Annotated in this window: 24 protein-coding genes and 1 tRNA gene; 16 read left to right on the top strand and 9 right to left on the bottom strand. The window is 74.6% G+C overall.

The features are described 5' to 3' along the window. Positions 1–20 precede the first annotated feature (20 nt). The 4 genes from RE027_RS07920 to RE027_RS07905 all read left to right on the top strand — a co-directional run bounded on the left by RE027_RS07920 (position 21) and on the right by RE027_RS07905 (position 7,097). Positions 21–980, top strand: coding sequence for an SURF1 family cytochrome oxidase biogenesis protein (locus tag RE027_RS07920; RefSeq protein ID WP_368807714.1), 960 nt, complete (start codon positions 21–23; stop codon positions 978–980). Beyond that, positions 973–1,554: a DUF3817 domain-containing protein gene (locus RE027_RS07915; RefSeq protein WP_368807713.1), complete on the top strand. Its 582-nt coding sequence runs from the start codon at positions 973–975 to the stop codon at positions 1,552–1,554. The genes RE027_RS07920 and RE027_RS07915 overlap by 8 nt, the downstream gene beginning before the upstream one ends. Before the next feature lie 23 nt (positions 1,555–1,577). Then, positions 1,578–3,185 carry a glutamine-hydrolyzing GMP synthase gene (guaA, locus tag RE027_RS07910; protein ID WP_368807712.1) on the top strand — a complete coding sequence of 536 codons (1,608 nt, stop codon included), beginning with the start codon at positions 1,578–1,580 and terminating at the stop codon, positions 3,183–3,185. A gap of 117 nt (positions 3,186–3,302) precedes the next feature. Continuing rightward, positions 3,303–7,097, top strand: coding sequence for a hypothetical protein (locus RE027_RS07905; RefSeq protein ID WP_368807711.1), 3,795 nt, complete (start codon positions 3,303–3,305; stop codon positions 7,095–7,097). Positions 7,098–7,276: 179 nt separating this feature from the next. Here the strand turns inward: RE027_RS07905 and RE027_RS07900 are convergent, their stop codons facing one another. From RE027_RS07900 to RE027_RS07890, 3 genes are all read right to left on the bottom strand, one after another. Further along, on the bottom strand, positions 7,277–7,984 hold the full coding sequence (locus RE027_RS07900) for an SAF domain-containing protein (protein WP_368807710.1): 708 nt from the start codon (positions 7,982–7,984) through the stop codon (positions 7,277–7,279). Positions 7,985–8,097: 113 nt separating this feature from the next. Then, positions 8,098–8,415, bottom strand: a complete 318-nt coding sequence (locus RE027_RS07895) for an FmdB family zinc ribbon protein (RefSeq protein ID WP_368807709.1) — start codon at positions 8,413–8,415, stop codon at positions 8,098–8,100. Positions 8,416–8,478: 63 nt separating this feature from the next. Continuing rightward, complete coding sequence (locus RE027_RS07890) at positions 8,479–9,120, bottom strand: 5-formyltetrahydrofolate cyclo-ligase (protein ID WP_368807708.1); 642 nt, start codon at positions 9,118–9,120, stop codon at positions 8,479–8,481. A 142-nt stretch (positions 9,121–9,262) separates the two neighbouring features. Here RE027_RS07890 and galU point away from each other — a divergent pair, with 142 nt between their 5' ends. The 4 genes from galU (at position 9,263) to RE027_RS07870 (ending at position 13,819) form a co-directional block, all read left to right on the top strand. After that, positions 9,263–10,177, top strand: a complete 915-nt coding sequence (gene galU / locus RE027_RS07885; protein ID WP_368807707.1) for a UTP--glucose-1-phosphate uridylyltransferase GalU — start codon at positions 9,263–9,265, stop codon at positions 10,175–10,177. Between the two features lie 14 nt (positions 10,178–10,191). After that, positions 10,192–10,824: a GNAT family N-acetyltransferase gene (locus RE027_RS07880; RefSeq protein WP_368807706.1), complete on the top strand. Its 633-nt coding sequence runs from the start codon at positions 10,192–10,194 to the stop codon at positions 10,822–10,824. Positions 10,825–10,979: 155 nt separating this feature from the next. After that, the gene (locus RE027_RS07875) at positions 10,980–11,900 is read left to right on the top strand and encodes a hypothetical protein (protein ID WP_368807705.1); all 921 of its coding nucleotides are present in this window, start codon (positions 10,980–10,982) and stop codon (positions 11,898–11,900) included. A 143-nt stretch (positions 11,901–12,043) separates the two neighbouring features. Beyond that, complete coding sequence (locus tag RE027_RS07870) at positions 12,044–13,819, top strand: CHAD domain-containing protein (protein ID WP_368807704.1); 1,776 nt, start codon at positions 12,044–12,046, stop codon at positions 13,817–13,819. Positions 13,820–14,240: 421 nt separating this feature from the next. Here RE027_RS07870 and RE027_RS07865 read toward each other — a convergent pair whose 3' ends face one another. Beyond that, entirely contained in the window at positions 14,241–14,426 is a 186-nt protein-coding gene (locus RE027_RS07865; RefSeq protein WP_368807703.1) for a hypothetical protein, read from the bottom strand. 93 nt (positions 14,427–14,519) lie between these two features. Continuing rightward, positions 14,520–14,592: transfer RNA gene (locus RE027_RS07860), tRNA-Ala, on the bottom strand. 120 nt (positions 14,593–14,712) lie between these two features. Between RE027_RS07860 and RE027_RS07855 the strand changes: the two genes are divergently transcribed. Then, positions 14,713–15,615, top strand: a complete 903-nt coding sequence (locus RE027_RS07855) for a LysR family transcriptional regulator substrate-binding protein (RefSeq protein ID WP_368807702.1) — start codon at positions 14,713–14,715, stop codon at positions 15,613–15,615. A 13-nt stretch (positions 15,616–15,628) separates the two neighbouring features. On the opposite strand, the gene RE027_RS07850 is transcribed toward RE027_RS07855, so the two are convergent. Both RE027_RS07850 and RE027_RS07845 read right to left on the bottom strand, forming a co-directional pair. Further along, the gene (locus RE027_RS07850) at positions 15,629–15,964 is read right to left on the bottom strand and encodes an antibiotic biosynthesis monooxygenase family protein (protein ID WP_368807701.1); all 336 of its coding nucleotides are present in this window, start codon (positions 15,962–15,964) and stop codon (positions 15,629–15,631) included. Further along, positions 15,961–16,950, bottom strand: coding sequence for a mechanosensitive ion channel family protein (locus RE027_RS07845; protein ID WP_368807700.1), 990 nt, complete (start codon positions 16,948–16,950; stop codon positions 15,961–15,963). Before RE027_RS07845 ends, RE027_RS07850 begins: the two co-directional genes overlap by 4 nt. Positions 16,951–17,080: 130 nt before the next feature. Between RE027_RS07845 and RE027_RS07840 the strand changes: the two genes are divergently transcribed. Genes RE027_RS07840 through RE027_RS07820 form a run of 5 tightly spaced genes read left to right on the top strand, consistent with a single transcriptional unit; the run spans position 17,081 to position 21,550 of the window. Next, positions 17,081–17,833 (top strand): DedA family protein, encoded by a 753-nt coding sequence (locus RE027_RS07840; RefSeq protein ID WP_368807699.1) that lies wholly within the window; start codon positions 17,081–17,083, stop codon positions 17,831–17,833. A 46-nt stretch (positions 17,834–17,879) separates the two neighbouring features. After that, on the top strand, positions 17,880–18,353 hold the full coding sequence (locus RE027_RS07835; protein WP_368807698.1) for an NUDIX hydrolase: 474 nt from the start codon (positions 17,880–17,882) through the stop codon (positions 18,351–18,353). Next, positions 18,350–19,378, top strand: a complete 1,029-nt coding sequence (locus RE027_RS07830) for a glycine betaine ABC transporter substrate-binding protein (RefSeq protein WP_368807697.1) — start codon at positions 18,350–18,352, stop codon at positions 19,376–19,378. The genes RE027_RS07835 and RE027_RS07830 overlap by 4 nt, the downstream gene beginning before the upstream one ends. Before the next feature lie 44 nt (positions 19,379–19,422). Continuing rightward, entirely contained in the window at positions 19,423–20,640 is a 1,218-nt protein-coding gene (locus RE027_RS07825) for a pyridoxal phosphate-dependent aminotransferase (RefSeq protein WP_368807696.1), read from the top strand. Positions 20,641–20,680: 40 nt separating this feature from the next. Beyond that, entirely contained in the window at positions 20,681–21,550 is an 870-nt protein-coding gene (locus RE027_RS07820; RefSeq protein ID WP_368807695.1) for a PPK2 family polyphosphate kinase, read from the top strand. 24 nt (positions 21,551–21,574) lie between these two features. Here RE027_RS07820 and RE027_RS07815 read toward each other — a convergent pair whose 3' ends face one another. Together RE027_RS07815 and xseA are read right to left on the bottom strand one after the other, a co-directional pair. After that, positions 21,575–21,841 carry an exodeoxyribonuclease VII small subunit gene (locus RE027_RS07815; protein ID WP_368807694.1) on the bottom strand — a complete coding sequence of 89 codons (267 nt, stop codon included), beginning with the start codon at positions 21,839–21,841 and terminating at the stop codon, positions 21,575–21,577. A gap of 154 nt (positions 21,842–21,995) precedes the next feature. After that, complete coding sequence (gene xseA / locus RE027_RS07810) at positions 21,996–23,297, bottom strand: exodeoxyribonuclease VII large subunit (protein ID WP_368807693.1); 1,302 nt, start codon at positions 23,295–23,297, stop codon at positions 21,996–21,998. Between the two features lie 65 nt (positions 23,298–23,362). On the opposite strand from xseA, the gene RE027_RS07805 reads away from it, so the two are divergent. Next, positions 23,363–24,307, top strand: coding sequence for a hypothetical protein (locus RE027_RS07805; RefSeq protein ID WP_368807692.1), 945 nt, complete (start codon positions 23,363–23,365; stop codon positions 24,305–24,307). A gap of 10 nt (positions 24,308–24,317) precedes the next feature. Next, positions 24,318–25,400, top strand: coding sequence for a 4-hydroxy-3-methylbut-2-enyl diphosphate reductase (locus tag RE027_RS07800; RefSeq protein ID WP_368807691.1), 1,083 nt, complete (start codon positions 24,318–24,320; stop codon positions 25,398–25,400). Positions 25,401–25,634 lie beyond the last annotated feature (234 nt).

Below are 25,634 nucleotides of genomic sequence, written 5' to 3'. Positions count from 1 at the left end.
AGGCGCACTAGCCTTGACGGGTGCTCAAGACCGCCCTGCGCCCCCGTTCGATCCTCGCGCTGATCGTGAGCCTCGGACTGGCCGTGGGCTTCGTGCTGCTGAGCCAGTGGCAGCTGGAGTCGAGCGAGCAGGCCCGCACGGTGGCCGATCCCGCCAAGGACGTGGCCGCCCCGCTCGCCGAGGTCGCCCAGGCCGGCACCCCGGTCACCGGGACGCAGGCCGACCAGCTGGTCACCGTCACCGGCGAGTACCGGGACGGCTCCACGGTCATGGTCCCCGGACGGCTGCAGGACGGGACCGAGGGGTACTGGGCCGTCTCGGCGCTGACCGTGCCCGGCAGCGCCGGCCGGTGGCCGGACGCCGGCGGCGAGCTCACCGTGGCCGTGGCCCGGGGCTGGACCGCCGACCCCGCGGCCGTGCCGGAGGAGCCCGAGGGCCGGATCGGCGTCGTCGGCCGGTACCTGCCCGCCGAGGGCCCGGTGCCCGGCCAGGAGCTGCCCGACGGGCAGGTGGGCACGGTCTCCCCGGCCCAGCTCACCAACCTCTGGGACGCCCCCCTCTACTCCGGGTTCGTGGCCGCCTTCGCCGAGAACCCGGCCTCCGCGCCGTTCCAGCTCCGCGACGACGGGACGCTCGCCCGGGACCCCGCGCTGATGAGCCCCCGGCTGTCCGAGCTCGAGATCGACCAGCAGCCCACGGACGAGTCCGTGAACCTGCTCAACCTCTTCTACGCGGTCGAGTGGGTGTTCTTCGCCGGGTTCGCCCTCTACATCTGGTGGCGGTTCGTGCGCGACGAGTGGCTGCGCGAGCAGCGCCCGGAGGAGTACTTCTACTTCGAGGGCGAGTACTACTTCGACGCCGCGAGCGGGCGCTACTACTACTACGATCCCGAGGCGGGGGAGTACTACTGGTTCGACGACCAGCCCGGCGCCCGCACCCACGACAGGACCCAGGACAGGACCGGAGCCCACCATGACTGAACCCACCCAGCCGACCCCCTCCCCGAAGGAGCGCACCGACGGGGTGCGGGTCTCCCTCCCGCAGGACGCCCGGCCCTCGGCCGCGGCGGGTCCCGGCCGGGTCCCGCGCCGGGACGCCCTGCAGCCGCGCCGCCGCTTCGGCGGCACCGAGGCGCAGATCCGGGGCGCGCTGAACTTCTACATGGTCTGCGCCTGGATCTCCGGCACGTTCCTGCTGCTGCTCGTGGCCGAGATGATCACCCGCTACGGGTTCGGCTACGACCTGATCGCCGGGGGCACGGACCAGCTCACGGGCCGGACGGTGGCCCTGGGCTGGCAGGACCTGGAGCTGGAGAACCTCGCCGGCGGGGTCAACATCTCCACGTGGATCCTCATCGTCCACGGCTGGTTCTACGTGGTCTACCTCATCTCCTGCTTCCGCGTCTGGACGCTGATGCGCTGGCCGTTCCCGCAGCTCGTGGTCATGGCCCTCGGCGGCGTGGTGCCGTTCCTGTCCTTCGTGGTGGAGCGCAAGATCCACGCCTCGACCACCGCCGAGCTGCGGGCCAACCCGAAGGCCGCGAAGCGGTACTGAGCCCTCCCCGCGCCTGGCCTAGGATGGAGGGCGTGACCGAAACACCTGAGACCCGTACCGAGCTGGAGCAGCGCCCGGTCCTGGTGGTCGACTACGGCGCGCAGTACGCGCAGCTGATCGCCCGCCGGGTCCGCGAGGCCAACGTCTATTCCGAGATCGTCCCGCACACCTGGTCCACCGAGCAGATCCTCGCCAAGCAGCCCGCGGCGATCATCCTCTCGGGCGGCCCCTCCTCCGTCTACGCCGAGGACGCGCCGCAGCAGGACCCCGCGCTCTTCGAGGCCGGGGTGCCCGTCTTCGGCATCTGCTACGGCTTCCAGGCCATGGCCCAGGCCCTCGGCGGCACGGTCGCCCACACCGGCGCCCGCGAGTACGGCGCGACCACCGCGACGGCCGTGGGCGGACCGGGTGCCTCCATCCTGGAGGGCTCGCCCGGCACCCAGACCGTGTGGATGAGCCACGGCGACTCCGTCGTGGAGGCGCCCGCCGGCTTCGAGGTCCTCGCCTCGACGGAGACCACCCCGGTCGCCGCGTTCGCCGACGACGCCCGCCGCCTCTACGGCGTGCAGTGGCACCCGGAGGTCAAGCACTCCGTGCACGGGCAGAAGGTGCTCGAGCACTTCCTGTTCGACGGCGCGCAGGTCGAGCCGAGCTGGTCGACCGGCAACATCATCGAGGAGCACGTCCAGCGGATCCGCGAGCAGGTGGGCTCCGCCTCCGTGATCTGCGGGCTCTCCGGCGGCGTGGACTCCGCCGTGGCCGCAGCCCTGGTCCAGCGCGCCGTGGGCGACCAGCTCACCTGCGTGTTCGTGGACCACGGCCTGCTCCGCGAGGGCGAGGCCGAGCAGGTCGAGAAGGACTTCGTCGCCGCCACCGGCGTCAACCTGTACGTGGCCGAGGAGAAGGAGCGCTTCCTCGGCGCCCTCGCCGGCGTCACCGACCCGGAGCAGAAGCGCAAGATCATCGGCCGGGAGTTCATCCGCTCCTTCGAGGCCGCCGCGGAGGCCGTCGCGAGGACCGCCGCCCAGGAGGGGGAGCCCGTGCGCTTCCTCGTCCAGGGCACCCTCTACCCCGACGTCGTCGAGTCCGGCGGCGGGGAGGGCGCCGCGAACATCAAGAGCCACCACAACGTGGGCGGGCTGCCGGAGGACCTGCAGTTCGAGCTCGTCGAGCCCCTGCGCACCCTGTTCAAGGACGAGGTCCGGGCCGTGGGCCGGGAGCTCGGCCTGCCCCACGAGATCGTGGGCCGCCAGCCGTTCCCGGGCCCCGGCCTGGGCATCCGGATCATCGGAGAGGTCACCGAGGCCAACCTCGCGGTCCTGCGCCGCGCGGACGCGATCGCCCGCGAGGAGCTCACCCGCGCCGGGCTCGACGACGAGGTCTGGCAGATGCCGGTCGTGCTCCTGGCGGACGTGCGCTCCGTCGGCGTGCAGGGCGACGGCCGCACGTACGGCCACCCCGTGGTGCTGCGCCCGGTCTCCAGCGAGGACGCGATGACCGCCGACTGGTCGCGCCTGCCCTACGACCTGCTGGCCCGCATCTCCAACCGCATCACCAACGAGGTCGAGGACGTCAACCGGGTCGTGCTGGACGTCACGTCCAAGCCCCCGGGGACCATCGAGTGGGAGTAGGCCGGTAGGGCCTGCCCCGCGCGGGCCGGACACGAGCAGCCGCGGTCGGGCGGTCCGCACGGACCGCCCGACCCGTGCGTGCCCGGCAACCCCCCGCCGAGGCACAGGAGGAGAACCATGTCGATCGGATCCGACCGCACCCCCCGGACGTCGGACACCCCCCGGGCGCAGCCCGAGCGCGTCTCGCTGCAGCCCTGGACCCGCCAGATGGACGCCTACACCGGGCCGGACACGCTGCTGGACTTCAACCAGGTCGACAACGTGTGCATCGACCTCACCGAGGCGAACTCCTCGGGCCAGGCCCAGCTGCTCATGGGCCGGCCCACCCGCCTGTCCACGATCGTGCACGACCCCCAGGCCTACGGGCTGGCCGCGCGGGCGGCGCGGGCCCTGCGCACCAAGATCCACGAGCTGTCGGTCAACCACGGTCTCGACGCCGCCTACCTCGCGGCCGGCACCGCCTCCTGGCTGGCCCGGCCCCGCGGGGCCGACCCGACCGGCTCGGGCCAGCGGCGCTGGATCGCCCCGGTGCTGCTCGCCCCGCTGACGCTCAAGCCGCGCCCCGACCTCGACGACTTCGAGCTCCAGCTCGTGGGGCCCGCCCGGCTCAACCCCGCGATGGTCCGCAGACTGGCCGCCGACCACGGGGTGGACCTCACCTCGGGGGAGCTCGCCCGGCTCGCCTACGGCACCCGCCGGCTGGACCCCGCCCCGGCCCTGGAGACCCTGCGCAGCGTGGCCGGGGCGGTCCCCGGCATGCACGTCGAGCACAGGCTGCTCGTGTCCACCTTCGCGGACCTGCACGACCGTCCCGCGGACCTATCGGTCGTGGCGCGCACCGCGGTGGTGCGGGACCTCGCCCGGCTCAAGGCCGCCGCGGTGGGGCGGGTCCCCCAGGTCGAGGAGATCTCCCACGACGCGCCCCCGCTGGACGAGCGCGACCCCGCCGACGAGCTCCTGCTGCTCGACGCCGACGGCCCCCAGCAGGAGGTCCTGGACCTCGCGGCGCAGGGGCACTCCTTCGTGGTCACCGCGGCGCCCGGCACCGGGCAGCTCGACACCGCGGTGAACACGGTGGGCACCCTCGTGGCCGCCGGCCGCACCGTCCTGGTGCTGGGGGAGCGGCGCACCACGCTCGCCGCGTTCGGCCGGCGCATGGACGGGCTCGGGCTGGGCACCGCGGTGCTCCCGCTCTCCTCCCAGCTCAGCGACGCGGACGTCGCCCAGCAGCTCATCCGCGCGGTCGCCCGCAACGAGCGGACCGAGCGCCCGGACCTCGCCGAGCTGCACGGGACGCTGCGCGCCTGCCGCGACCGGCTCGCCGAGCACGTGCGCTCCCTGCACACCGTGCGCCCGCGCTGGTCCGTCTCCCCGTACCGGGCCGTGCAGGCCCTCGCGGAGCTGACCTCCCGCCGCCCGGCCCCGGCCACGCCCGTGCGCTTCCCGCGCTCCGTCCTCGACGCCGTCGCGGACCGGGACGCCGTCGTGGCCCGGCTCGAGCGGGCCGCCGAGCTCGGGGCCTTCGACGCCGGGATCCTGGCCGGGCCCTGGAGCGGGGCCCGGCTGGTCAACGAGGACGAGTCCCGCCAGGCCCACCGTCTCGCGCAGTCCCTCCTGCTCGAGCTGACCACCCTGGAGACCGGGATGCGCCACGTCCTGGCCACCAGCGGGCTGCGCGGCGGCACGACCGTCCCGGAGTGGGGACGGCAGCTGCGCCTGCTGCAGGAGGTCCAGGACTCCCTCACCCGGTTCACCCCGGACATCTACGACCGGCCCGTGACGGACCTGGTCGCCGCGACCGCGGGCGCCGCGTGGCGGCGCGAGCACGGGATCGAGATGACCGGCCTGCAGCGCTCGCGGCTGCGCAAGGCCGCGAAGGAGTACATCCGGCACGGGGTGCACCTGTCCGACCTGCACAGCGCCCTCGTGCGGGTGCAGTCGGAGCGGGAGCGGTGGCGGGAGTGGGCCACGTCGTCGGTGTCCCCCACGGTCTCGGAGCGGGTCGAGGAGCTCGCGGCCGTGCACGCGCGCTTCGTGGAGGACCTCGAGGGCCTGGCGATCGCGCTCGAGGGCTCCCCGGCCGGCGCGGACCTGCTCGGCCGGCCGATCGAGCACCTGCGCGGGATCCTCGACGGGCTCATCAACGACGAGGAGAACCTCGAGATGCTGCCCGAGCGCACCGTCCTGCTGGACGAGCTGCGCGGCCAGGGCCTCGGCGAGCTCCTGGACGACCTCGTGCGGCGCACCGTGGCCCGCGAGCAGGTGCCCGGCGAGTTCGACCTGGCCTGGTGGCAGTCCACGCTCGAGGCCATGATCACCGGGGACGACTTCCTGGCGATGCCCGAGGGGCACACTCTGCGCAATGCCGAGTCCACGTTCCGGCGCGCCGACGCGGCGCACGTCGCCTCCGGCGCCGACCGGCTGCTCTGGGAGCTCGCCGACCGCTGGCAGCGCACCGTGCGCCGGTCCCCGCGCGCCGGGGCCGCCCTGCGCCGGATGCTCCGCGCCGGCGCCGCCCCGCTCGAGGAGGTCAGTGCCTCCGCCGGCGAGCTGATCGGCTCGCTGGTGCCCGTGTGGACGGCCAGTCCGCTCGTGCTCTCGGCGGCGCTGCCCGAGGAGCACGACTTCGACGCCGTGGTGGTGCTCGACGCCGAGAGCTCCCCGCTCGCGGCGGTGCTGCCGGCGCTGACCCGGTGCCGCCAGGTGATCGCGTTCGGCGACCCGCACCTGGGCCGCCCCCAGCCCTTCACCGTGGCGCCCACCGCGGTGCCCGCCCCGGGGGCGCAACCGGTGGTCGAGGTGGACAGCGCCTTCGACGCCCTCTCCCGCGTGGTGCCGGAGCGGACGCTGCGGACGGTCTACCGGTCGATGGACGAGCAGGTCTTCCGCTACTTGAACGAGCAGTTCTACGGCGGGCGGCTCCGGCGCCTGCCCCACGGCGAGTCCGTCACCGGGGCCACCCCGGTGCTCTCCGTCGAGTACGTCCCCGACGGCGTGGGAGCCCTCACCGCGGGGATCGAGGGCATCCAGGCCCCCGCCGCCGAGGTCCGCCGCGTCGTGGAGCTCGTGTTCGAGCACGCGGCGCGCCACCCGCGCCGCTCCCTGGCCGTGGTGACGGCCAGCCCGGTGCACGCCACCCGGATCGCCGAGGCCGTCCGGCGGCGGATGCGGGAGGAGCCGGGCGGTGCGGCGTTCTTCGCCCCCGGGCCGGAGTCCTTCCGGGTGGTGGACCTGCACCGGGCCGCCGGGATCGTGCGGGACACCGTGATTTTCTCCCTGGGCTTCGGCAAGACGGCCAACGGCCGCACCGTGCCGTACCTGGGGGCCCTGTCCGAGCGGCACGGGCGGCAGTCCTTCGTGCTGGCCATGACCCGGGCCCGGCACACCACCCGGATCGTGACCTCCTTGCACCCGGACGAGGTGGAGGGCAAGGGGCTCCAGCACGGCGCCCGGGACTTCGCCCGCGTGCTCGCCGTGCACCTGGGCGCCGGGGCCCGGCCCGAGACCGGCGCCTGCGACGCCCACGAGGACGCCCTGGTCGTGGACCTCGCCCGGCGGCTCACGGACCGCGGGGCCTCGGTGCGGCTCGACTACGCCGGAGTGGTCGACCTCGTGGCCTGGGCCGACACGGAGTCGATGTCGGCCGGTGCCGTGCTCGACGGCCGGCTCCGCGCCGAGGGCGGGACGCTGCGCATCCCGGTGGCCGGCCAGTCCGACGGCTCGGCCGAGGCCGCGGCGCTGTCCGTGCGGGAGCGCTCGCGGCTGCGGCCGCAGCAGCTCGAGCGCACCGGCTGGAACTACCTCACGCTGTGGACGATCGAGGTCTTCACCGACCCGGACACGGTGGCCGAGCTGATCCGGCGCTACCTCGGCCTGCCCACCGCTCCGGAGCGGGGCTCCCGTGCCGGGTGAGCCGCAGGACCGGACGCCGCCGGAGCCTCCCGAGGACCGGCCCGCCCGGCGGCGAGGACCCCGGCGGGCCACCGGCGGCACGTTCTCCGGGGCTGAACCGCGCCTGTCCGGACTCGGCGGACCCGCGTCCGGGACGGAGGAGCCGGACCGCTCCGCGGACCGCGCGCACGAGGAGTGGCTCAGGGCCCAGCGGCCCCCGCACTGGGACTGACGGGCGCGGGGACGAGCACCACGGTGCTGGGCCCGGCCCCGGCCAGCCGCGCGGCGTCCGCGTGCCGAGCCCCGACCACCAGCAGCCCCTCGTCCGCCGCGCCGGGCGGCGCGGCGAGCAGGCCGCCCTCCGCCCCCGGCCCGGGGGAGGAGACCCACAGGACGGGCAGGGCGCGGCCCAGGACGTGCCGCTCGTCCGAGGAGGCGCCGTCGGAGAGGCCCACGACGTCCACGTGGTCCCCCGCCCGCACGTGCCGCAGCACACCGGGGTCGTCGATGCGCAGGGTGACCGCGGTCGTTCCCGCGGGCCGGCCGGTGAGCAGGCCCGGCCCGACGACGGCCGACTCGGTCAGCGGCTGCCCGGAGCCCACGGCGCCCGCGAGGGTGCGCCCGGCCAGGGCGGCCGGGTCGGCGACGGCGCCCTCGGGGGCCAGCCCGGGCGGATAGGACGTGACGGTCAGCTGCTCGAGGCCCAGCACCGTGCCCGCGGGCAGGGCCTCGGCCGTGGTCACCACCGGCACGGTGCCGGCCCGCGGCGGACCGAGCTGCAGGACCGCCAGGCCCAGCGCGAGGCTGAGGAGGACGGCGGCGGCGAAGCGTCGGCGCCGGGACAGCGCGGAGCGCAGGTGCAGGGACAGCGGGTAGCGGCGCCGGACGGGCCGCGGTCGTGGGCTCATGGCCGGCACGCTAGGGCGCGGACGGCCGGCGCGGCGGTGGCCCGGGGAGGAGCGGGGAGCCCGGACGCCTCCGAGGGTGCGGTGGAGTGCGGACGCCGGGGTGGCGCGGCGGCTCAGGCGTCCGCGGCACCCGTCCCGGAGGAGGACGAGGAGGCACCGGACGAGGAGGCCCCGGCGGTCGCCGGAGCGGCGTCGGCCGTGGCCGGCGCAGCGGCCGGGGCGGTGCCGGACGAGGTGCCCGAGCTCGTGCTGTCGGAGCGGGAGTCGTTGCGGTAGAAGCCGGAGCCCTTGAACACCACGCCCACCGTGTTGAACTTCTTGCGCAGGTCCCCGGCGCACTCCGGGCACACGGTCAGGGCGTTCTCGCTGAACGACTGGCGGATGTCGAACGCGTGGCCGCAGTCCTTGCAGGCGTAGGCGTAGACGGGCATGGGTCCTCCTGGGAACGGTCGACGGGTGCGCTCTCTGGCACTCGAAGGTGTCGAGTGCTGATTCTACCGTGCGGCGGCGCCCGCACCGGTGCGGGTGCCGAGGCTCACGGGCCCGTCCTCGGTGAGGGCCAGCGCCACGGGGGCGTCGAGCTCGTCGACGGGGACGGCCCCGGCGGGGAGGACCTCGTCGGCGAACACGCAGACCACCGTGCGCAGCTCCGGGTGGGCCGTGCGGGGCAGGGTGGCCAGGAACCGGTCGTAGAACCCGCCGCCGAAGCCCAGCCGCCCGCCGTCGTGCGAGACCGCGAGCGCGGGCACCAGCAGCACGCCCACGGACCGCATCACCTCGGCCCCGTGGCGGGCGCCCACGGGTTCGCGCAGACCGCCGAAGCCTCCGGTGCGCACGGGGGTGTCCGGGGTCCAGCGCGCCCACGCGAGCCGGCGGCCGGGTTCGCACACGGGCACCCAGATCCGGTGCCCGCGCCGGTGCGCCGTGACCAGGGCCGGCTCCAGGGGCGGCTCGGTGGGCATCGGCAGGTACGCGGCGATGTCGAGGTGGGCGCTGCCGGCGAGCAGCTCCGCGAGGTGCCGGTCGAGGCCGACGGCGGCGTGCTCCCGCACGGCGCGCGCCCGCCGGGTGCGGTCGGCGCGCAGCTCGCGGCGCAGGCGGGCCTTCGCGTCCGCGGTGGTCCCCGGGTCGGTCATCGTCGTGTTCCGCTCCTGTCCGGTGCTCGGCCGGGGGCGGCGCCCCGGATGGACCGGCCCGCCCGGGGCCGGTGGTGCGAGGTTAGCCGTGGGTGGCGTGGGGATCAACCGGCGCGGGCAGTCGATCCGTTAGCCTGTGCCCATGAGTGGAAACAGCAGCCCCCGCACGGTCCGGAAGGCCGTCATTCCCGCCGCCGGGCTCGGCACCCGGTTCCTGCCCGCGACGAAGGCCATGCCCAAGGAGATGTTGCCGGTCGTGGACCGACCGGCCATCCAGTACGTGGTGCAGGAGGCGGTGGACGCCGGCCTGCAGGACGTGCTGATGATCACCGGCCGCTCCAAGCGGGCCCTGGAGGACCACTTCGACCGCGTGCCGGCCCTGGAGCACCAGCTCCAGGAGTCGGGCAAGACCGCGCTGCTGCGCGAGGTCGAGCACGCCTCGGAGCTGGGCGAGATCCACTACCTGCGCCAGGCCGACCCCAAGGGACTGGGGCACGCGGTGCTGCGGGCCAAGATCCACGTGGGCGAGGAGCCGTTCGCGGTGCTGCTGGGCGACGACCTCATCGACGCCCGCGACGACCTGCTCACGCAGATGATTGCCGTCCAGGAGCGCACCGGTGGTTCGGTGGTGGCGCTGATGGAGGTGGAGCCGGAGCAGATCAGCTCCTACGGCTGCGCCGACGTCACCGTCGTGGAGGGCGAGGAGTTCGTGCGGGTCAACGGGATGGTGGAGAAGCCGGCCCCGGCCGACGCCCCGTCCAACCTGGCGGTCATCGGCCGCTACGTGCTGCACTCGGACGTGTTCGAGGTCCTGGAGAACACCGCTCCGGGCCGCGGCAACGAGATCCAGCTCACCGACGCGCTGCAGACCCTCGCCGGGCGCGACGGCGAGGGCGGCGGAGTGTACGGGGTGGTCTTCAAGGGCCGCCGCTACGACACCGGCGACAAGCTCAGCTACCTCAAGGCCAACATCATCCTGGCCTCGGAGCGGGAGGACCTCGGTCCGGAGCTGCGGGAGTGGCTCAAGGACTACACCCGGTCCCTGCCGGTCGGCTGAGAGGCCGTCACCCCGTGCCCGGGCAGTTCCGCTGGCCCGTGACCGTCTCCTGGGGCGAGCTGCGGCTGCGCCCCCTCGTGCGGGCGGACCGCCGGGAGTGGGACCTCGTGCGCGCCCGCAACCGGGAGTGGCTGGACCCCTGGGAGGCGACGAACCCCGCCCCCGGCGGGACGGCGCCCACCTTCTGGCAGTTCGTGCGCGCCCTCGACCAGCAGGCGCGGCAGGGCACGGCGCTGCCGTTCGTGATCACGGAGCGGGTCCCGGGGACGGAGCGGTTCGGCCTCATCGGCCAGCTGACCGTCTCCGGGATCTCGTGGGGGTCGTCCCTGTCCGCGAGCCTGGGCTACTGGGTGGACCGGGAGCAGGCGGGGCGCGGCGTGACGCCCATGGCGGTGGCCATGGCCACCGACTACTGCTTCGAGGGACTCGGTCTGCACCGGATGGAGATCAACATCCGCCCGGAGAACACCAAGTCCCTGCGGGTGGTCGAGAAGCTCGGGTTCCGGGACGAGGGCCTGCGCAAGGACTTCCTGCACATCGACGGCCGCTGGACGGACCACCGCAGCTTCGCCCTCACCGCGCCCGAGGCCCCCGGGGGTCTGGTGCGGCGGTTCACCGGTTCGGACCGCCCGGCCGTGTGGCAGTGACCGGACCTGCCGCGTCCACAGGGACACCCACCCCCGGCGCCTCACGGTAGTAGGCTGTGGCTCACGGCCCGAGCCCGGGCCCGGACCCGCCGGCGCCCGCGCGCCGGCGGCCCACGTCCGCTCGTCCGAGCGACCACAGAGGCAGGACCGCGACCATGATCTGGGTGAGCAGCTCGGCCGTGCTGGTCGTGGTGTGCGCCCTCTCCCTGTTCTGGGTCGTGCCGCACCTGCAGCGCCGCCGCGAGACGCAGGTCGAGAGCACCGGGACCGACCAGGCCGGTGCGGACCCCGCCCCGGCGGAGCACTCCCTCCGGATCGAGGCGCCCTCACCCGAGTCCCGCCGACGAAGGATCACCATGGCGACCACCGACACCGACTCCCCGTCCTCCGGCAGCAGCGCCGCCCGCCGCCCCGGGACGCTGCGCATCAAGCGGGACCGCGCCGGCATCCTCCTCGCCGGCTGCGCCGCGCTCGTGGCCGCACTGCTCACGGCCGTCGTCGCGCCCTTCTCGGCCGCCGTGAGCTGGCCGTGGCCCGTGTTCCTCCTGCTGCTCGCCGTGGGCTCCGTGCTCGCCCTGCGCTACCTGGCCGTCCAGGACCGGGCCGCCCGGCGCAGCTCGCGCCCGGTCCGCGTCCCGGCCGTGGACCCGCACGCCCCGCGGGAGGACGTGGCCCTGTTCGACAACGAGGACGTCGTCACCGAGGACGTCGCCGCCGAGGAGGTCGACGAGGTCCGGGAGCGGCCGGGCGTGGCCGCCCAGGAGCTCGACCTCCCGGCCGCGCACGAGCAACCCCGGGCGCCCGCCGCGTTCACCGTGGAGGAGCTGCGCGCCGAGGCGCTGCGCGTGGCCCGGGAGTCCGCCGGTGCGGCCGGCCGCACGTGGGAGCCGGTGCCCGTGCCGCGGCCGACCTACGCCGACGCCCCCGTGGTCCAGCGCCCCGCCCCGGAGCCGCTGCCGGTGCCCGAGCAGCCGGCCTCCCGCTCCGGCAGCCTCAAGGACGCGGTGCGCACGGGCGAGGAGCGGGGCCGGGCCGCCCTCGACCTCGACGACGTCCTCAAGCGCCGCCGCGCCTGAGCGCACTCCGCCGGCGTCCTCCTGCTCCGCCGCACGGTCCCCGACGGAACCGTGCGGCGGAGCCGTTCCACGGGCGGCGGGCTCCGTCCCCGGTATCATCACGGCAACAACCGGCTGCCGGACGCCCCGACCGAGGAGGAACCATGACCGCCGTCGCCCACCGTGAGGTCGAGCGCAAGTACGAGGTGCCCGAGGGGGCCGAGGAGCGCGTCGACTGGAGCGGGCTGCCGGGGTACACGGTCTCCGCGGAGCCGGTGGAGCACCGCATGGAGGCGGTCTACTACGACACCGAGGACATGTCGCTGGGCCGCCGGCTCGTCGCGCTGCGCCGCCGCCGGGGCGGTGCCGACGACGGATGGCACGTGAAGTTCCACGAGCCCACCGGCCGGCAGGAGTGGCAGGTCCCGCTGCTGCGGACCCCGGACCGGATGCCCGCGGCCGTGCGGAACCTGCTGGCCGGGCTCAGCGGCGGGCAGCAGCTGCGCCCGATCGCCACCCTGCGCACCGTCCGGCGGGTCCGCACGGTCAGCGACGAGGGCGGGACCGAGGTCGCGGAGTTCGCCGCCGACGTCGTCGAGGCCGTCGACGAGCGCACCGGCACGGCCCGGTCCTGGTCCGAGTGGGAGGTCGAGCTCCTCGACGGCACGGTCCCCGAGGAGCAGCAGCGGGAGATCTTCGACGCGGTCGAGTCCGCCATCTTCGCGGTGGGCGGCCGGCCCTCGAGCTCCCGGGCGAAGATCGCCCGTGCCCTCGGCGCCGAGGACGGCGCCGGCCCGGCGGGGGCCGAACCCGGTGCGGAAACGGACGGGACGACGGCGCCGGAGGAGGAGCGCGGCGAACGGACGGAGAAGACGTCCGGCCGGCAGGCGGAGAAGAAGTCGGGCAAGAAGTCCGCACCGAAGACGGAGAAGAAGTCGGGCAAGAAGTCCAACGACAAGGCGGAGAAGAAGTCCGGCCGGCGGGCCGAGAAGAAGTCCGCGAAGAAGTCGGGCAAGAACCCCGGCCGCAAGGCGAAGGGCACGGGTCCGGAGGTCCTGCGGACGGTGCTGGAGGAACTCGCCGAGCAGCTGGTGCTGTGGGACTTCAAGGTCCGCCTGGACGCCCCGGACGCCGTCCACCAGATGCGGGTGACCTCGCGGTCCCTGCGCAGCGTCCTGCGGGTCGCGTCCCCCTTCTTCGAGGGGGACGCCGCGGACGAGCTCGACGCCCGGCTGCGGGAGCTCGCCCGGGCGCTGTCCTCGGCGCGGGACGCGGAGGTCACCGCGCAGCTGCTGGCCGGGCGCGTGGCGGAGCTCGACGGCCGGGTGGGCCCGGCAGCGGCGGAGGTCCTGCAGCGCACCGCCGAGGACCAGGCCCGCAGGGCGGCCGGCACGGTGCACAAGCACGTGGCGGCCAAGGGGCACCTGCAACTGCTGGCGGACGTGCGGGCGTTCGCGGCGACCCCGCCGCTGACCGAGGAGTGCGCGGAGCTCTCGGCACGGGAGGTCTCCGACGCCCTGGTGCTCCGGGCGCTGCGGAAGGTCGTCCGCGTGGCGGAGCGCGGAGCCGCGGCGGAGGATGCCGGGGAGACGGGCGGAGAGCAGCGGCTCGAGCACCTGCACGACGTCCGCAAGGCGGTCAAGCGCGTGCGCTACGTCGACGCCGTGCTGGACCGGGCCGGGTTCCGCCCCGGGAAGTCCCTGCGCCGGGCCGCCCAGGACGCGGAGGACTACCAGGACGCCCTGGGCCTGATCATGGACGCCTCGGTGGTCGAGGGGTGGCTCGCGGCCACGGCGACGGCCCTCGCCCGTTCGGGGGAGGACCGCTACGCGGTGGGTGCCCTGCACGGCGCGGAGGTGGTCCGGTTGCGCACCGGGACGGAGGGCGGCGCGGACGTCGTCGGGGTGCTGCTCTCCCAGCTGCGGGAGGACCTCGCCTGAGCGGGGGCACACATGGGGAGCTGGGGCGCAGGGCGCTGTCCGCAGGAGGAGGACCGGCTCGGCGCCTCGCCTCTGTTCAACTGCCGTTCAGCCGTCCTCAGTACGGTCGAGCCATCCCCGCCCTCGGGGGAGGTACCGGATCGCCATCCTGGGTACGTGAGCACCCCGCCTGCCTGCCGGCAGTCGGGGTGCTCCACGAGGCCGGATGCCTCGTGTCCAGAGTGTGAGATGGTGCGTTAGGTCACTCAACTCGTGGCTGGATACCTTGACTATCGGTTAGACCAGTCGAGCCGGGGGGCTCGATGTCAGGGTTGAACGGCGCCTCCGGGGGGAAGCGCCCGAACTCCACCCCGATCTCGTCTAGTCACGCACCCATGGTGCGACGGGGGCGCCCCGCCCGAGAGATGGTGGGGCGCCTCTGTCATGTCGTCACGGTCTCCTGAGCGTGCACCATGAGCTCGCCCACCATGTCGAGCCATACCTGCCGGTGCAGCTTGGTCAACGGCTCGGCACCCTCGGCGACGGGCCTCCACTGCGTCGAGCGGGCGGCCATGGCACCGGCTCCCGCTGCTGTGCCGGAGCGGTTCGCGGGGGCCACCGAGAACAAGAACGTGGGGTGGGCGTGGGGTGGGACCGGTGAAACCGGAGAAGCAAAGGGCCCCCACTCGGCGGTCTGCCGGGTGAGGGCCCTCTTTCGGGGTGGAGCTAAGGGGAATCGAACCCCTGACCTTTTCATTGCGAACGAAACGCTCTACCAACTGAGCTATAGCCCCGGAGCAACCGTTCCATCCTATACAGCTCGCGCCGGTTTCGCATCCCGGGACACGGGCGTGCCGGGGGATGCGCCCGGCGGTGGTCCGGTGGCCGGCCCGGCAGTGGGTAGATTGGCGGCCATGGACGAAGCGCCCGGACCCCAGGACCCCGCAGCCGATGAGACCGGGACGGCGGCCGACCTCGTCGTCGCCTTCGTCCCCGGGGTGATGCCCGGCAAGTGGTTCTTCCGGTGGCGGGACCGCAATCCCGGCCGCGTCCTCGCCGAGCGCCCGCTCGAGGCGGAGACGTGGCGGGAGGAGCTCGGCGAGGGGAGCGCGCACGCGTGCTTCGTGCGGCTGCCGCCCCACCCCCGGCCCGACGTCGACGACCTCGCCGCCCTGCGCCGGAGCTTCCGGGCCGTGGAGCTCTACGCGGAGCAGCAGGTGGTCGTGCTGCCCCGGGACCACGAACTGACCCTGCTCGACGAGGTCCCGGTCGCCGAGCTCGTGGACGAGGTGCTGCTGCAGGAGCCCTCGACCCTGCCCGAGCGGGACCGGCTGCGCGCCCCGGGGGCGAGCGCCGCGGACGCCCCGCTGCCGCCGATCCGCCACGCCCGCGACGCGATCGAGCTCGTCGCCGCGGGGCTCGGCCTGGTGGTGGTGCCGATGTCGCTGGCGCGGCTGCACCACCGCAAGGACCTCGTCCACCGGGTGGTGCCCGACGCCGCCACGGTCCCCGTGCTGCTGGTGTGGCCGCAGGACCTGCCGGAGGAGCAGGAGGAGCTCGTGCAGGACTTCGTGGGCGTCGTGCGGGGGCGCGGCCTCAACAGCTCCCGCGGCAGCGGAGCGGGGGCCGCGCCGGCCCCGGAGGAGCGCGCGGCCGCCGGCGCGAAGGGGGCGAAGGCGTCGTCGCCCCGGGGCGGTGCCCGGACCCCGCAGCGGACCCGGCGCGGCCCGGTGCGCGGCGGAGCCGCGGGCGGCCGGGGCGGGGCCCGAGGGGGAGCCAAGGGCGGGCGGCGCTCCGGCGGGCGGGGACGGCGCTGACCGGGCCCGCGCCCTACTGCTGCTCGACGGCCACCGTGTAGGACCACAGCTCCGAGGAGGTCCCCACCGGGGTCGGCCGCCCGGAGGCCTCCGCCCCGGCACCGCGCCCGGGGCCGCGGCCGTGGGACCGGGCGAAGTCCTGGGAGGACTTCCACGCCTCGAAGGACTGCTCGTCGGCCCAGCGGGTGAGCACGAGCCACTGCGTGCGCCCGTCGGTGGGCCGGAGCAGCTCGAAGCCCTCGAAGCCGGCGACACCGGCCATGGACCCGCCGTGGGCGGCGAAGCGCCGGCCCAGCTCGTCGCCGGAGTCGGCGGGAACGGTGATGGCGTTGATCTTGACGATGCTCATGCGTCCGATCCTGGCACACCGCGCCGGACGGCCCGGACCTGGCCCGTCTCGGGTGCTCCGGGGGCGGGCCCCGTCCCGGCCTGGCGGATCACCGTCTGGTTCAGCAGGGGCACCTGCAGGCCCTCGCGGTCGAGCATGATCTTCATCCGCAGCCGCAGCGCCCGGGCCACGTCCCACTGCTTGAGGGGCACGGTGCGGACGGCGACCCGCACGGTGACCGACTCGCCGGTCACGGCCTCGACACCCCACACCTCCGGGTCCTCGGTGATGAACTCGCCCACCTTGGGGTCGTCGCGCAGCAGGGCGGCCTCGTGCAGGATGAGCTCGGTCATCAGCTCGATGTTCGTGTCGTAGGGCACCGGCAGGTCCAGCACGCAGCGGGCCCAGCCCTGGGACTGGTTGCCCACGCGCAGGATCTCGCCGTTGCGCACGTGCCACAGGGTGCCGTTGACGTCCCGGACCTGGGTCACCCGCAGTCCCACGGCCTCGACCGTTCCGCTCGCCTCGCCGAGGTCGACGACGTCGCCGATCCCGAGCTGGTCCTCGGCGACGATGAAGATCCCGGACAGGTAGTCCTTGACGAGGGACTGCGCCCCGAAGCTCAGGGCCACGCCGGCGATCCCGGCGCTGGCCAGGACGGGGCCGATGTCGTACTCCAGCTCCGAGAGGATCATCAGCAGCGCGACCGCCCAGATGAGCACCGTGCCCACGGAGGAGAGCACCGAGCCGATGGTCGTGGCCCGCTGCGCCTGCCGGGCACCGGCGAGCCCGGCGTCCTCGACCCACCGGGGCCTGCCCCGGTCGAGCCGGCGGACGATCCGGGAGCGGGTGCCCCGGGCGATGCCGCCGGAGACGCGGCGGATGAGCAGCCGGGCCACGGCGGAGAGGACGGTCGCCCCGAGCAGGACGACCAGGACCCGCAGGGGCTTGTCCAACCAGAACTGCCAGCTCAGGTCGAGGGCGGGGGACGACATGGGGAAGAGCATGGGGGAAGCGTAGCGAACGCTCCGCCCGGCCCGTGCTGCTCCCGGCCGTCCCGGGGAGGCATCGGGCACAATGGTGCCCGATCCGGCGGGGCCCACCGCGCGCCCCGCCCCCGTCCAGCAGCGAGGACCCATGACCGCACCGAGCCCCGTCCAGTCCGCCGCCCCCGAGCCGGCCCCCCTCGCCGCGGTGCTGCACGCCGTCCCGGACCCCGCCACCACCACCGGCGCGGCCGAGGGGCTGGGCGGTGTCGCCGACTGGGCGGTGCGGGTGATGGAGGCCATCGGCGCCCCGGGCGCCGGGCTGCTGGTGGCCCTGGAGAACCTCTTCCCGCCGCTGCCCTCGGAGGTGATCCTGCCGCTGGCCGGGTTCACGGCCAGCCAGGGCAACTTCTCCCTGGCCGGGGCGATCTTCTGGACCACCCTGGGGGCGGTGCTCGGGGCGACCGCCCTGTACTGGATCGGTGCGGCCCTGGGCCGGCGGCGGCTGCGGGTGATCGTCGAGCGGATGCCGCTGGTGGACCTGCACGACCTGGACCGCACCGAGGCGTGGTTCCAGCGCCACGGCAGGGCGGCGGTGTTCTTCGGTCGGATGATCCCGATCTTCCGGTCCCTGATCTCGATCCCGGCCGGCGTCGAGCGGATGTCCTTCCCGGCCTTCGTGCTGCTGAGCACGGCGGGCTCGCTCATCTGGAACACCGTGTTCGTGCTCGCCGGGTACTACCTGGGGGAGAACTGGCACCTCGCCGAGCGGTACGCCGGCATCTTCTCCCGGGTCGTGCTCGTCACGGTCGCCGCGCTCGTCGTCTGGTGGGTGGTCAAGCGGGTGCTGCGCAACCGCCGGGGACTGTCCGACGCCGCCCGGCGCCGACGCGAGGAGCCCTGAGCGCGGCGGTCCCCGACCCGTGCCCGGTCTTCCTAGAATGGGGGACATGAGTTTCCCCATGGACACCCGGGTGGGCGCCTACGCCGTCATCGTCCAGGACGGGGCGGTGCTGCTGAGCCACTGGAACCCCCGCCACCCCACGCTGCGGGGGGCGTGGAGCCTGCCCGGCGGGGGCATGGAGATCGGGGAGCAGCCGGCGCAGACCGCCCGCCGGGAGGTCACCGAGGAGACGGGCCTCACCGTGGAGCTCGACGAGCTGCTCGGCGTGCACAGCCGCCACATGGACCCCGAGGAGCGACTGGACGGGCACGGCCGGCCCTTCCACGCGCTGCGGGTCATCTACCGTGCGCACGTCACGGGCGGGACGCTCACCGCGGAGCTGGACGGCTCCTCGGACGAGGCGCGCTGGTTCCCGCTGGACGCGGTGCCGCAGCTGCCGCTGCTGAGCCTGGTGACGGTGGGCCTGGACCTGGCCGGTCTCCTCCCCGCGGGCCTCCCGGCGGCCGGTGGCAGGTGGTGAGCCGTCGCCGCGCGGCGTCCGGCCTGCTCGCCCTCGCCGTGCTGACCGGGTGCGCCGGCGCCCCGGAGGCCCCGGCGACGCCCTCGCCGAGCGCGACGCCGTCCGTCCCCGCGGAGCCGATCCGGATCGCGGCGGGACCGACCGGGCAGACGGCCGTGCTCGCCCACGTCTACGCCGGGCGGCTGCGGGAGGCCGGCTTCGACGCCGGCGTGGTCGACGCGGGCGCCGGCCGCGCGGACTACCTCGCGGCCCTGGAGCGCGGCGACGTCGAGCTCGTGGCCGACTACTCCGGCAACCTCTACCTGCACCTGCGCGGACGGGCACCGGTGGGGCCGGCCGGGGCCGCCTCCACGGGAATCGCCACGCCGAGCCCCACGCCCACCCCGGAGGAGCGCGGGCTCGCCGAGGACCTCTCCGAGCTGCTGGGCCTGGGGGAGGAGAGAGCGGACGACGACGACGTGCTCGCCGGTGTGCGCGAGGTCCTGCCCGAGGGGCTGCGGGTCCTCGAGCCGGCGCCGGCGGAGAACACGGTGGCGGTCGTGGTCACCCGCGCGACCGCCGTGGAGCACGGGCTGTCGGACCTGGAGGACCTGGGGCCCGTGTGCGACGAGATCGCCCTCGGCACCGGCCTCGACTTCGCGGGCCGCTCCTACGGCCCGGAGGGGCTGAAGGACGCCTACGAGTGCGTGCCGCGGAGCTTCGTGCCGTTCGCCGAGCAGGACGAGCTCGTGGACGCCCTCCTCGGGGACCGGGTCCAGGCGGCGGCCCTGTTCACGGCATCGCCCGCGATCGAGGACAACGCCCTGGTGGTCCTCGCGGACCCGCTCAACAACTTCGTCCCCCAGCGCGTGGTCCCGGTGGGGGACCGGAAGCTGCCGGACGCGGCCGTGCAGGTCGTGGAGGAGGTCTCGGCGCAGATCGACACCGACGACCTCGTGCTGATGACCCGGATGACCACCGCCCGCGACCCGTACACCCCGGAGGAGGCCGCGCGGTACTGGCTGGAGGGCGGCGACGACACCTGAGCGCCGCCGCGGGAGGCGGTTCGCCCGGGGGTAGGGTGTACCGCATGTCAGTGGTGAAGCAGTCCGAGAAGCTGAAGAACGTCCGCTACGACGTCCGGGGTCCCGTGCTCGAGCAGGCCGAGCACATGGAGGCGGAGGGTCACCGGATCCTCAAGCTCAACATCGGCAACCCCGCGCCGTTCGGCTTCGAGGCACCCGACGCGATCCTCGTGGACATGATCAAGAATCTGCCGACCGCGCAGGGCTACTCGGACTCCCGCGGGATCTTCTCGGCGCGCACGGCGGTGGTGCAGTACTACCAGACCCGGGGGATCATGAACCTGGACGTCGACGACGTCTACCTGGGCAACGGCGTCTCCGAGCTGATCAGCATGGCCCTGCAGGCGCTGTGCAACCCGGGCGACGAGATCCTCGTCCCCGCCCCGGACTACCCGCTGTGGACGGGGGCGACGACGCTCTCCGGCGGGACCGCCGTGCACTACCGCTGCGACGAGGACGACGACTGGAACCCCGACCTCGAGGACCTCGCGGCGAAGATCACCCCGCGCACCCGCGGGATCGTGGTGATCAACCCCAACAACCCCACGGGCGCGGTGTACTCCCGGGAGGTGCTCCAGCGCATCGCGGACCTCGCCAAGGAGCACGAGCTGATCCTGTTCGCCGACGAGATCTACGAGAAGATCACCTACGACGCCGCGGAGATGATCAACCTCGCGACCTTCACCGGTGAGGACGTGCTGTGCCTGACGTTCTCCGGGCTGTCCAAGGCCTACCGGGTGGCCGGCTACCGCTCCGGGTGGCTGGCGATCACCGGCCCCAACTGGAAGGCCGAGTCCTACCTGGAGGGCCTGAAGCTGCTGGCCAACATGCGGATGTGCGCCAACGTCCCGGCCCAGCACGCGATCCAGACCGCCCTGGGCGGCTACCAGTCGATCAACGACCTCATCCTCCCGGGCGGGCGGCTCAAGGCCCAGCGCGACCTCGCCCACCGGAGGCTCAACGAGATCGACGGCGTGTCCTGCCGGCAGGCCGACGGGGCGCTCTACCTGTTCCCGAAGCTCGACGTGGAGAAGTTCAACATCGTCGACGACGAGAAGTTCGCCCTGGACCTGCTCAAGGAGCAGAAGATCCTCGTCAGCCACGGCAGCGCCTTCAACATGAACACCCCGGAGCACTTCCGCCTGGTGTTCCTGCCGTCGACGGAGGTGCTCGCGACCGCCCTGGACCGGATCGAGGAGTTCCTCGGCAGCTACCGCCAGTGACCGCCGGCCGCCCCGCGGCCCGCACCCCAGGAGGCCCCGTATGAGCGCTGTCGACCGCAAGCCCGGCACCGGCTTCGAGCAGGACGTGCGGCCGCTGCTGCGCGCCCGGCCGGGACTGGCCCTCGCCCGGGTGGACACCGGCTCCACCCCGGGTTTCTCCGGGTCCAAGAAGCTGGGCACCGCCCTGCGCGCCGCCCGCGAGAGCGAGCTGTCCGAGCTCCAGCGGCTGATCTACGCCGGCGCCACGGCGGGGGCCCGGCACCGGGTGCTGCTGGTGCTCCAGGGCATGGACACCTCGGGCAAGGGCGGGGTCATCCAGCACGTCCTCGGCGGGCTCAGCCCGCACGGCGTGCACACCCACGGCTTCGGCCGGCCCACCCCCGAGGAGGCGGCCCAGCACTTCCTCGAGCGTGTCCGGCGCCAGCTGCCGCGCCCGGGCGTGATCGGGGCCTTCGACCGCTCCCACTACGAGGACGTGCTCGTGCCCGTGGTGCACGACATGCTCGAGGACCGTCAGCTCGAGCGGCGCTACGCCGAGATCCGGGAGTTCGAGCAGGAACTGGCGGAGGACGGCACGATCGTCATCAAGGTCTTCCTGCACCTGGGCCGGGACGAGCAGCGCCAGAACCTGATGGCCCGCCTGGGCGACCGGACGAAGCAGTGGAAGTTCGACCCTTCGGACCTCACCGCCCGCAGCCGGTGGGACGTCTACATGGCCGCCTACGAGCGCGCGATCGACGCCACCGACGCCGACCACGCCCCCTGGTACGTGGTGCCCACCGACCGGAAGTGGTACGCCCGGGCCGTGGTCCAGGAGCTGCTGATCTCCGCCCTCGCGGGCCTGCACCAGGACTGGCCGGACCCCCAGTACGACGTCAGGGAGATGCGCCGGCGGCTCGCCGCGCTCTGAGCACCCCGGCCGGGCAGGACCGGCTCAGTCGCGCCCGGCGTCGTCGCCCTCGGCGTCCGCGCGGCGGGCCCGGGCGGCGTCGAGGCGCTCGCGGGCGCCGTCCAGCCACTGCTCGCAGCGCGCGGCCAGGGCCTCGCCGCGCTCCCACAGGGCGAGGGACTCCTCGAGGGAGGTGCCCCCGGCCTCGAGCCGGGAGACCACCTGCACGAGCTCCTCGCGGGCCTGCTCGTAGCCCATGCCCGCGATGTCGGACAGGTCGGGCGCTGCTGCGGGGTGGTCGGTGCTCGCCATGGGTGCGGCCTTTCTGCGGCGGGAGGTGTGCGTGCGGTGTCGGCGGAGGAGCTCGTCCGGTCCGGGACACGGCCCATCCTCCCACCTCCTGCGGGTCCCGTGCCCCCTGCGACGGCGGAGGACCGTGCTCCTCCGGGCGGCGGGGGCGCGCCCGTCAGGCGTCGCCGGCCCGCTCGCCCGGGCGGCGGGCGGAGACGGTCTCGGTGCGGACGCCGAGCTCGCCCGCGGCCAGGCGCACGCCCAGCAGGTCCCCGGCGCGCACGGCGGCGGCGTCGGTGACCACGGCCCCCGAGGCGTCCAGGACCACGGAGTAGCCGCGCTGCAGCGTCTCCTGCGGGGACAGGGCGCGGACGCGCGCGCGCAGGTGGCGCACGGCGTCGCGCTCCCGGAGCGTGCGGGCGTCCACGGCCGCCAGCGCCCGGGTGCGCCACCGGTCCACGTCCTCCTCGCGCAGCAGGATCGTGTTCTCCGGCTGGGCGAGGGCGGGGCGGGAGCGCACGGCCGCCAGCCCGGTGGCCTCCCGGTCCAGGAAGGCGCGCACAGCGCGGTCCAGGGTCACCCGGGCCCGCGCCACCCCGGCGCGCTCCTCGACGACGTCGGGGACGATCCGCTTGCCGGCGTCCGTGGGGGTGGACGCCCGCAGGTCCGCCACCCAGTCCAGCAGGGGCTGGTCGTTCTCGTGCCCGATGGCGCTCACCACCGGGGTCCGCGCGGCGGCCACGGCGCGGATCAGGGACTCGTCGCTGAAGGCCAGCAGGTCCTCGAAGGACCCGCCCCCGCGGGCGATCACGATGACGTCCACCTCGGGCATGCCGTCGAGCTCGTGCAGCGCCTGGGTCACCGCGCGCACCGCGCCGGCGCCCTGCACGGCGACCTCCCGCACCTCGAAGTGCACGGCCGGCCAGCGCAGCGACGCGTTGCGGACGACGTCCTTCTCGGCGTCCGAGTTGCGCCCCGTGACCAGGCCGACCCGGCGGGGCAGCAGCGGCAGCGGCTTCTTGCGCTCGGCGTCGAACAGCCCCTCCTCGGCCAGGGCCCGCCGCAGCAGCTCGAGCCGTTCGAGGAGGTCCCCGAGGCCGACCGGCCGGATGCCGCGGCCCAGCATGGACAGCCGGCCGGTCTTGGCCCAGAAGTCGGGCTTGAGCTGGGCGACCACCCGCATGCCCTGCTCGAGGGGGCGGTCCAGGTGCGCGGTCTCGTTGGCGAACAGGGTCACGGGCACGGAGATCTCGGCGTCGACGTCGCGCAGGGTGACGTAGGTGACGCGGGCGCGCCGGTTGAGCTCGATGATCTGCCCCTCGACCCACGTGGGGGCGCAGCGGGCGATGTAGGCGTGCAGGTTCTCCGAGAGCATCCGCAGCGGCCAGGGGTTCTCCGGGGTGGTCCGGTCCGCCCGCGCGGGCAGTTCGCGTCCACCGCCCGGGGGCGCGTCCCCCTGGGGCTCGAGGTAGGTCATGTCCCATGCTTACCACCCGGTGCGGACAGCCGTGCACGCGCTCCGCCCGTGCGTACAGTGGTGCTGTGAGCCCTTCAGCACCCCCCGCCCCCGGACACCGTTCCCGACGACGGGCCGCCACCGTCCTGCGCACCGGTCTCGGCGCGGTCCTGGGCCTGACCGCCGCGGCCCTCGTGGCGGTGCTCGTGCCGCTGCACTGGGCGCAGGACACGCTCGTCTCCCGGGAGGGCTTCACCCAGGTGGTGGGCACCCTCGCGCAGGACGAGCCGTTCCAGGAGGAGCTGGCCCGCACCGCCGTGGAGCAGGCGGCCGACCGGATCATGGGGGAGCAGGCCACCGGCGTCGGGTTCCTCGACCGGATGCTGGAGAACGCCGTCCGCCGGGCCGCGGACGTCGCGGTGGACCTCACCTCCGAGCCCGCGTACCAGCGGGCGTGGACACAGGCGCTCACCCGGACGCACGAGGCCAACGTCCCCGTGGACGGCGCGGTGGACACGCCGCCGAAGCACCTCGTGCTGGACATCGGACCGGTCCTCCAGGAGGTGGACGCGGCCGTGCAGCGGTCCCTGGGCGTGGACATCGGCCTCGCGGACCGGGAGGGCCGGGTCACCGTCCCCGGCTCGAACACCGGGCGCCTGATCGAGGCGGGGACCCGGCTGACCGAGCTCGCCGTGCCCCTCACCTGGGCCGCCGCCTTGCTGGCGGCGCTCGCGCTGCTGGTGACCCGGCACCGCTTCGCCACGCTCGCCGTGCTGGGGCTGGGCACGCTCGCCGGCCTGGGCGTCGTGTGGCTGACCGTGGAGGAGGGCGTCCGGCGGGCCTCCGGCGTGCTCGGCCCGGACCCGGTGGTGCGCCTCGCCGCCGACCGGGTGCTCGTCCTGCTCACCGGCTCCCTCGGCGAGCAGATGGTCACCGCGGCCTGGATCGCCGGGATCACGGGCGTCGTCGGCCTTGTCGGGGCGATCCTGGTGTCGGGCGGATCACGGCGCGGTGTCCGGCCCACCGCGTAGCATGGAGGCCATGCCGACCACCGTTGCGCTCACCATGCCCACCGTCCCCCGTCAGCGGCGCTCGCCCGCCGACGTGGCCGCCGCCGCTCCCGTCGGCGCGCCCAAGAAGGTCCTCCTCGCGTCCCCCCGCGGCTACTGCGCCGGCGTGGACCGCGCGGTGATCGCGGTGGAGAAGGCCCTCGAGCACTACGGGGCCCCGGTGTACGTGCGCAAGGAGATCGTGCACAACAAGTACGTGGTGAACACCCTCGAGGAGCAGGGCGCCGTGTTCGTCGACGAGACCGACGAGGTCCCGGAGGGCTCGCTGCTCATCTTCTCGGCGCACGGGGTCTCCCCGGCGGTCGTGCGCTCCGCCGAGGACCGGCAGCTGCGCACCATCGACGCCACGTGCCCGCTGGTGACCAAGGTGCACCGCGAGGCCGTGCGCTTCGCGAAGAGCGACTACGACATCCTCCTCATCGGCCACGAGGGCCACGAGGAGGTCGAGGGCACCTCCGGCGAGGCGCCCGAGCACATCCAGGTGGTCAACAGCCCCGACGAGGTCGACCAGGTCGTGGTCCGCGACCCGGACAAGGTCGTGTGGCTGTCCCAGACCACCCTCAGCGTCGACGAGACCCTGGAGACCGTGCAGCGGCTGCGCGAGCGCTTCCCCTCCCTGCAGGACCCGCCGAGCGACGACATCTGCTACGCGACCTCCAACCGGCAGACCGCGATCAAGAAGATCGCCCCGGACGCCGACCTCGTGATCGTCGTGGGCTCCGCCAACTCCTCCAACTCCGTGCGGCTCAAGGAGGTCGCCCTCGAGTACGGCGCCCGCCGCGCCGAGCGCGTGGACTTCGCCAACCAGGTGGACGAGGCGTGGTTCGAGGGCGTCGCGACGGTCGGGGTGACCAGCGGGGCCTCCGTGCCCGAGGTGCTCGTGCAGGACGTGCTGCGGCTGCTCGCGGACTACGGCTACGGGGAGGTCGAGCAGGTCGTCACCGCCGAGGAGGACGTCCTGTTCTCCCTGCCCAAGGAGCTGCGCGCCCGCCTCACCGCGGCCGGGGACACCTCCCACCGCCTCGGCGGCCGCGGGGCCCGGCCCACGCGCTGACCGGGGCGGGACATCCCGCCCGCGTCCCGCCACCGGTCCGGGTCATCCGCCCGGCCCGCGGCGCACCGCCCCGCCGACCCCGGGCAGCGCCACCCGGCCGCAGGGCGGTCCGCGGGCACCTCACGGGGGGGGGGGGGGGGGGGGGGGGGGGCCCCCCCCCGGCCGTTCCCCCCCCCCCCCCGGCCGCCCCCCGGGGGGTGGGGGGGGGGGGGTTTGCCGTGCCCGCCCGGGGGG

The organism is Kocuria sabuli (assembly GCF_040981185.1).
GTDB classification, from domain to species: domain Bacteria; phylum Actinomycetota; class Actinomycetes; order Actinomycetales; family Micrococcaceae; genus Kocuria; species Kocuria sabuli.
The sequence above is the reverse complement of the archived record's forward strand: the minus strand, read 5'-3'. Positions and strand labels throughout refer to the sequence as shown.

Coding starts and splice junctions, on each gene's coding strand:
- RE027_RS07915 (WP_368807713.1), top strand. CDS start 973: ATGACTGAACCCACCCAGCCGACCCCCTCCCCGAAGGAGCGCACCGAC.
- guaA (WP_368807712.1), top strand. CDS start 1,578: ATGGAGGGCGTGACCGAAACACCTGAGACCCGTACCGAGCTGGAGCAG.
- RE027_RS07905 (WP_368807711.1), top strand. CDS start 3,303: ATGTCGATCGGATCCGACCGCACCCCCCGGACGTCGGACACCCCCCGG.
- RE027_RS07900 (WP_368807710.1), bottom strand. CDS start 7,984: ATGAGCCCACGACCGCGGCCCGTCCGGCGCCGCTACCCGCTGTCCCTG.
- RE027_RS07895 (WP_368807709.1), bottom strand. CDS start 8,415: ATGCCCGTCTACGCCTACGCCTGCAAGGACTGCGGCCACGCGTTCGAC.
- RE027_RS07890 (WP_368807708.1), bottom strand. CDS start 9,120: ATGACCGACCCGGGGACCACCGCGGACGCGAAGGCCCGCCTGCGCCGC.
- galU (WP_368807707.1), top strand. CDS start 9,263: ATGAGTGGAAACAGCAGCCCCCGCACGGTCCGGAAGGCCGTCATTCCC.
- RE027_RS07875 (WP_368807705.1), top strand. CDS start 10,980: ATGATCTGGGTGAGCAGCTCGGCCGTGCTGGTCGTGGTGTGCGCCCTC.
- RE027_RS07870 (WP_368807704.1), top strand. CDS start 12,044: ATGACCGCCGTCGCCCACCGTGAGGTCGAGCGCAAGTACGAGGTGCCC.
- RE027_RS07855 (WP_368807702.1), top strand. CDS start 14,713: ATGGACGAAGCGCCCGGACCCCAGGACCCCGCAGCCGATGAGACCGGG.
- RE027_RS07850 (WP_368807701.1), bottom strand. CDS start 15,964: ATGAGCATCGTCAAGATCAACGCCATCACCGTTCCCGCCGACTCCGGC.
- RE027_RS07845 (WP_368807700.1), bottom strand. CDS start 16,950: ATGCTCTTCCCCATGTCGTCCCCCGCCCTCGACCTGAGCTGGCAGTTC.
- RE027_RS07840 (WP_368807699.1), top strand. CDS start 17,081: ATGACCGCACCGAGCCCCGTCCAGTCCGCCGCCCCCGAGCCGGCCCCC.
- RE027_RS07835 (WP_368807698.1), top strand. CDS start 17,880: ATGAGTTTCCCCATGGACACCCGGGTGGGCGCCTACGCCGTCATCGTC.
- RE027_RS07825 (WP_368807696.1), top strand. CDS start 19,423: ATGTCAGTGGTGAAGCAGTCCGAGAAGCTGAAGAACGTCCGCTACGAC.
- RE027_RS07820 (WP_368807695.1), top strand. CDS start 20,681: ATGAGCGCTGTCGACCGCAAGCCCGGCACCGGCTTCGAGCAGGACGTG.
- RE027_RS07815 (WP_368807694.1), bottom strand. CDS start 21,841: ATGGCGAGCACCGACCACCCCGCAGCAGCGCCCGACCTGTCCGACATC.
- xseA (WP_368807693.1), bottom strand. CDS start 23,297: ATGACCTACCTCGAGCCCCAGGGGGACGCGCCCCCGGGCGGTGGACGC.
- RE027_RS07800 (WP_368807691.1), top strand. CDS start 24,318: ATGCCGACCACCGTTGCGCTCACCATGCCCACCGTCCCCCGTCAGCGG.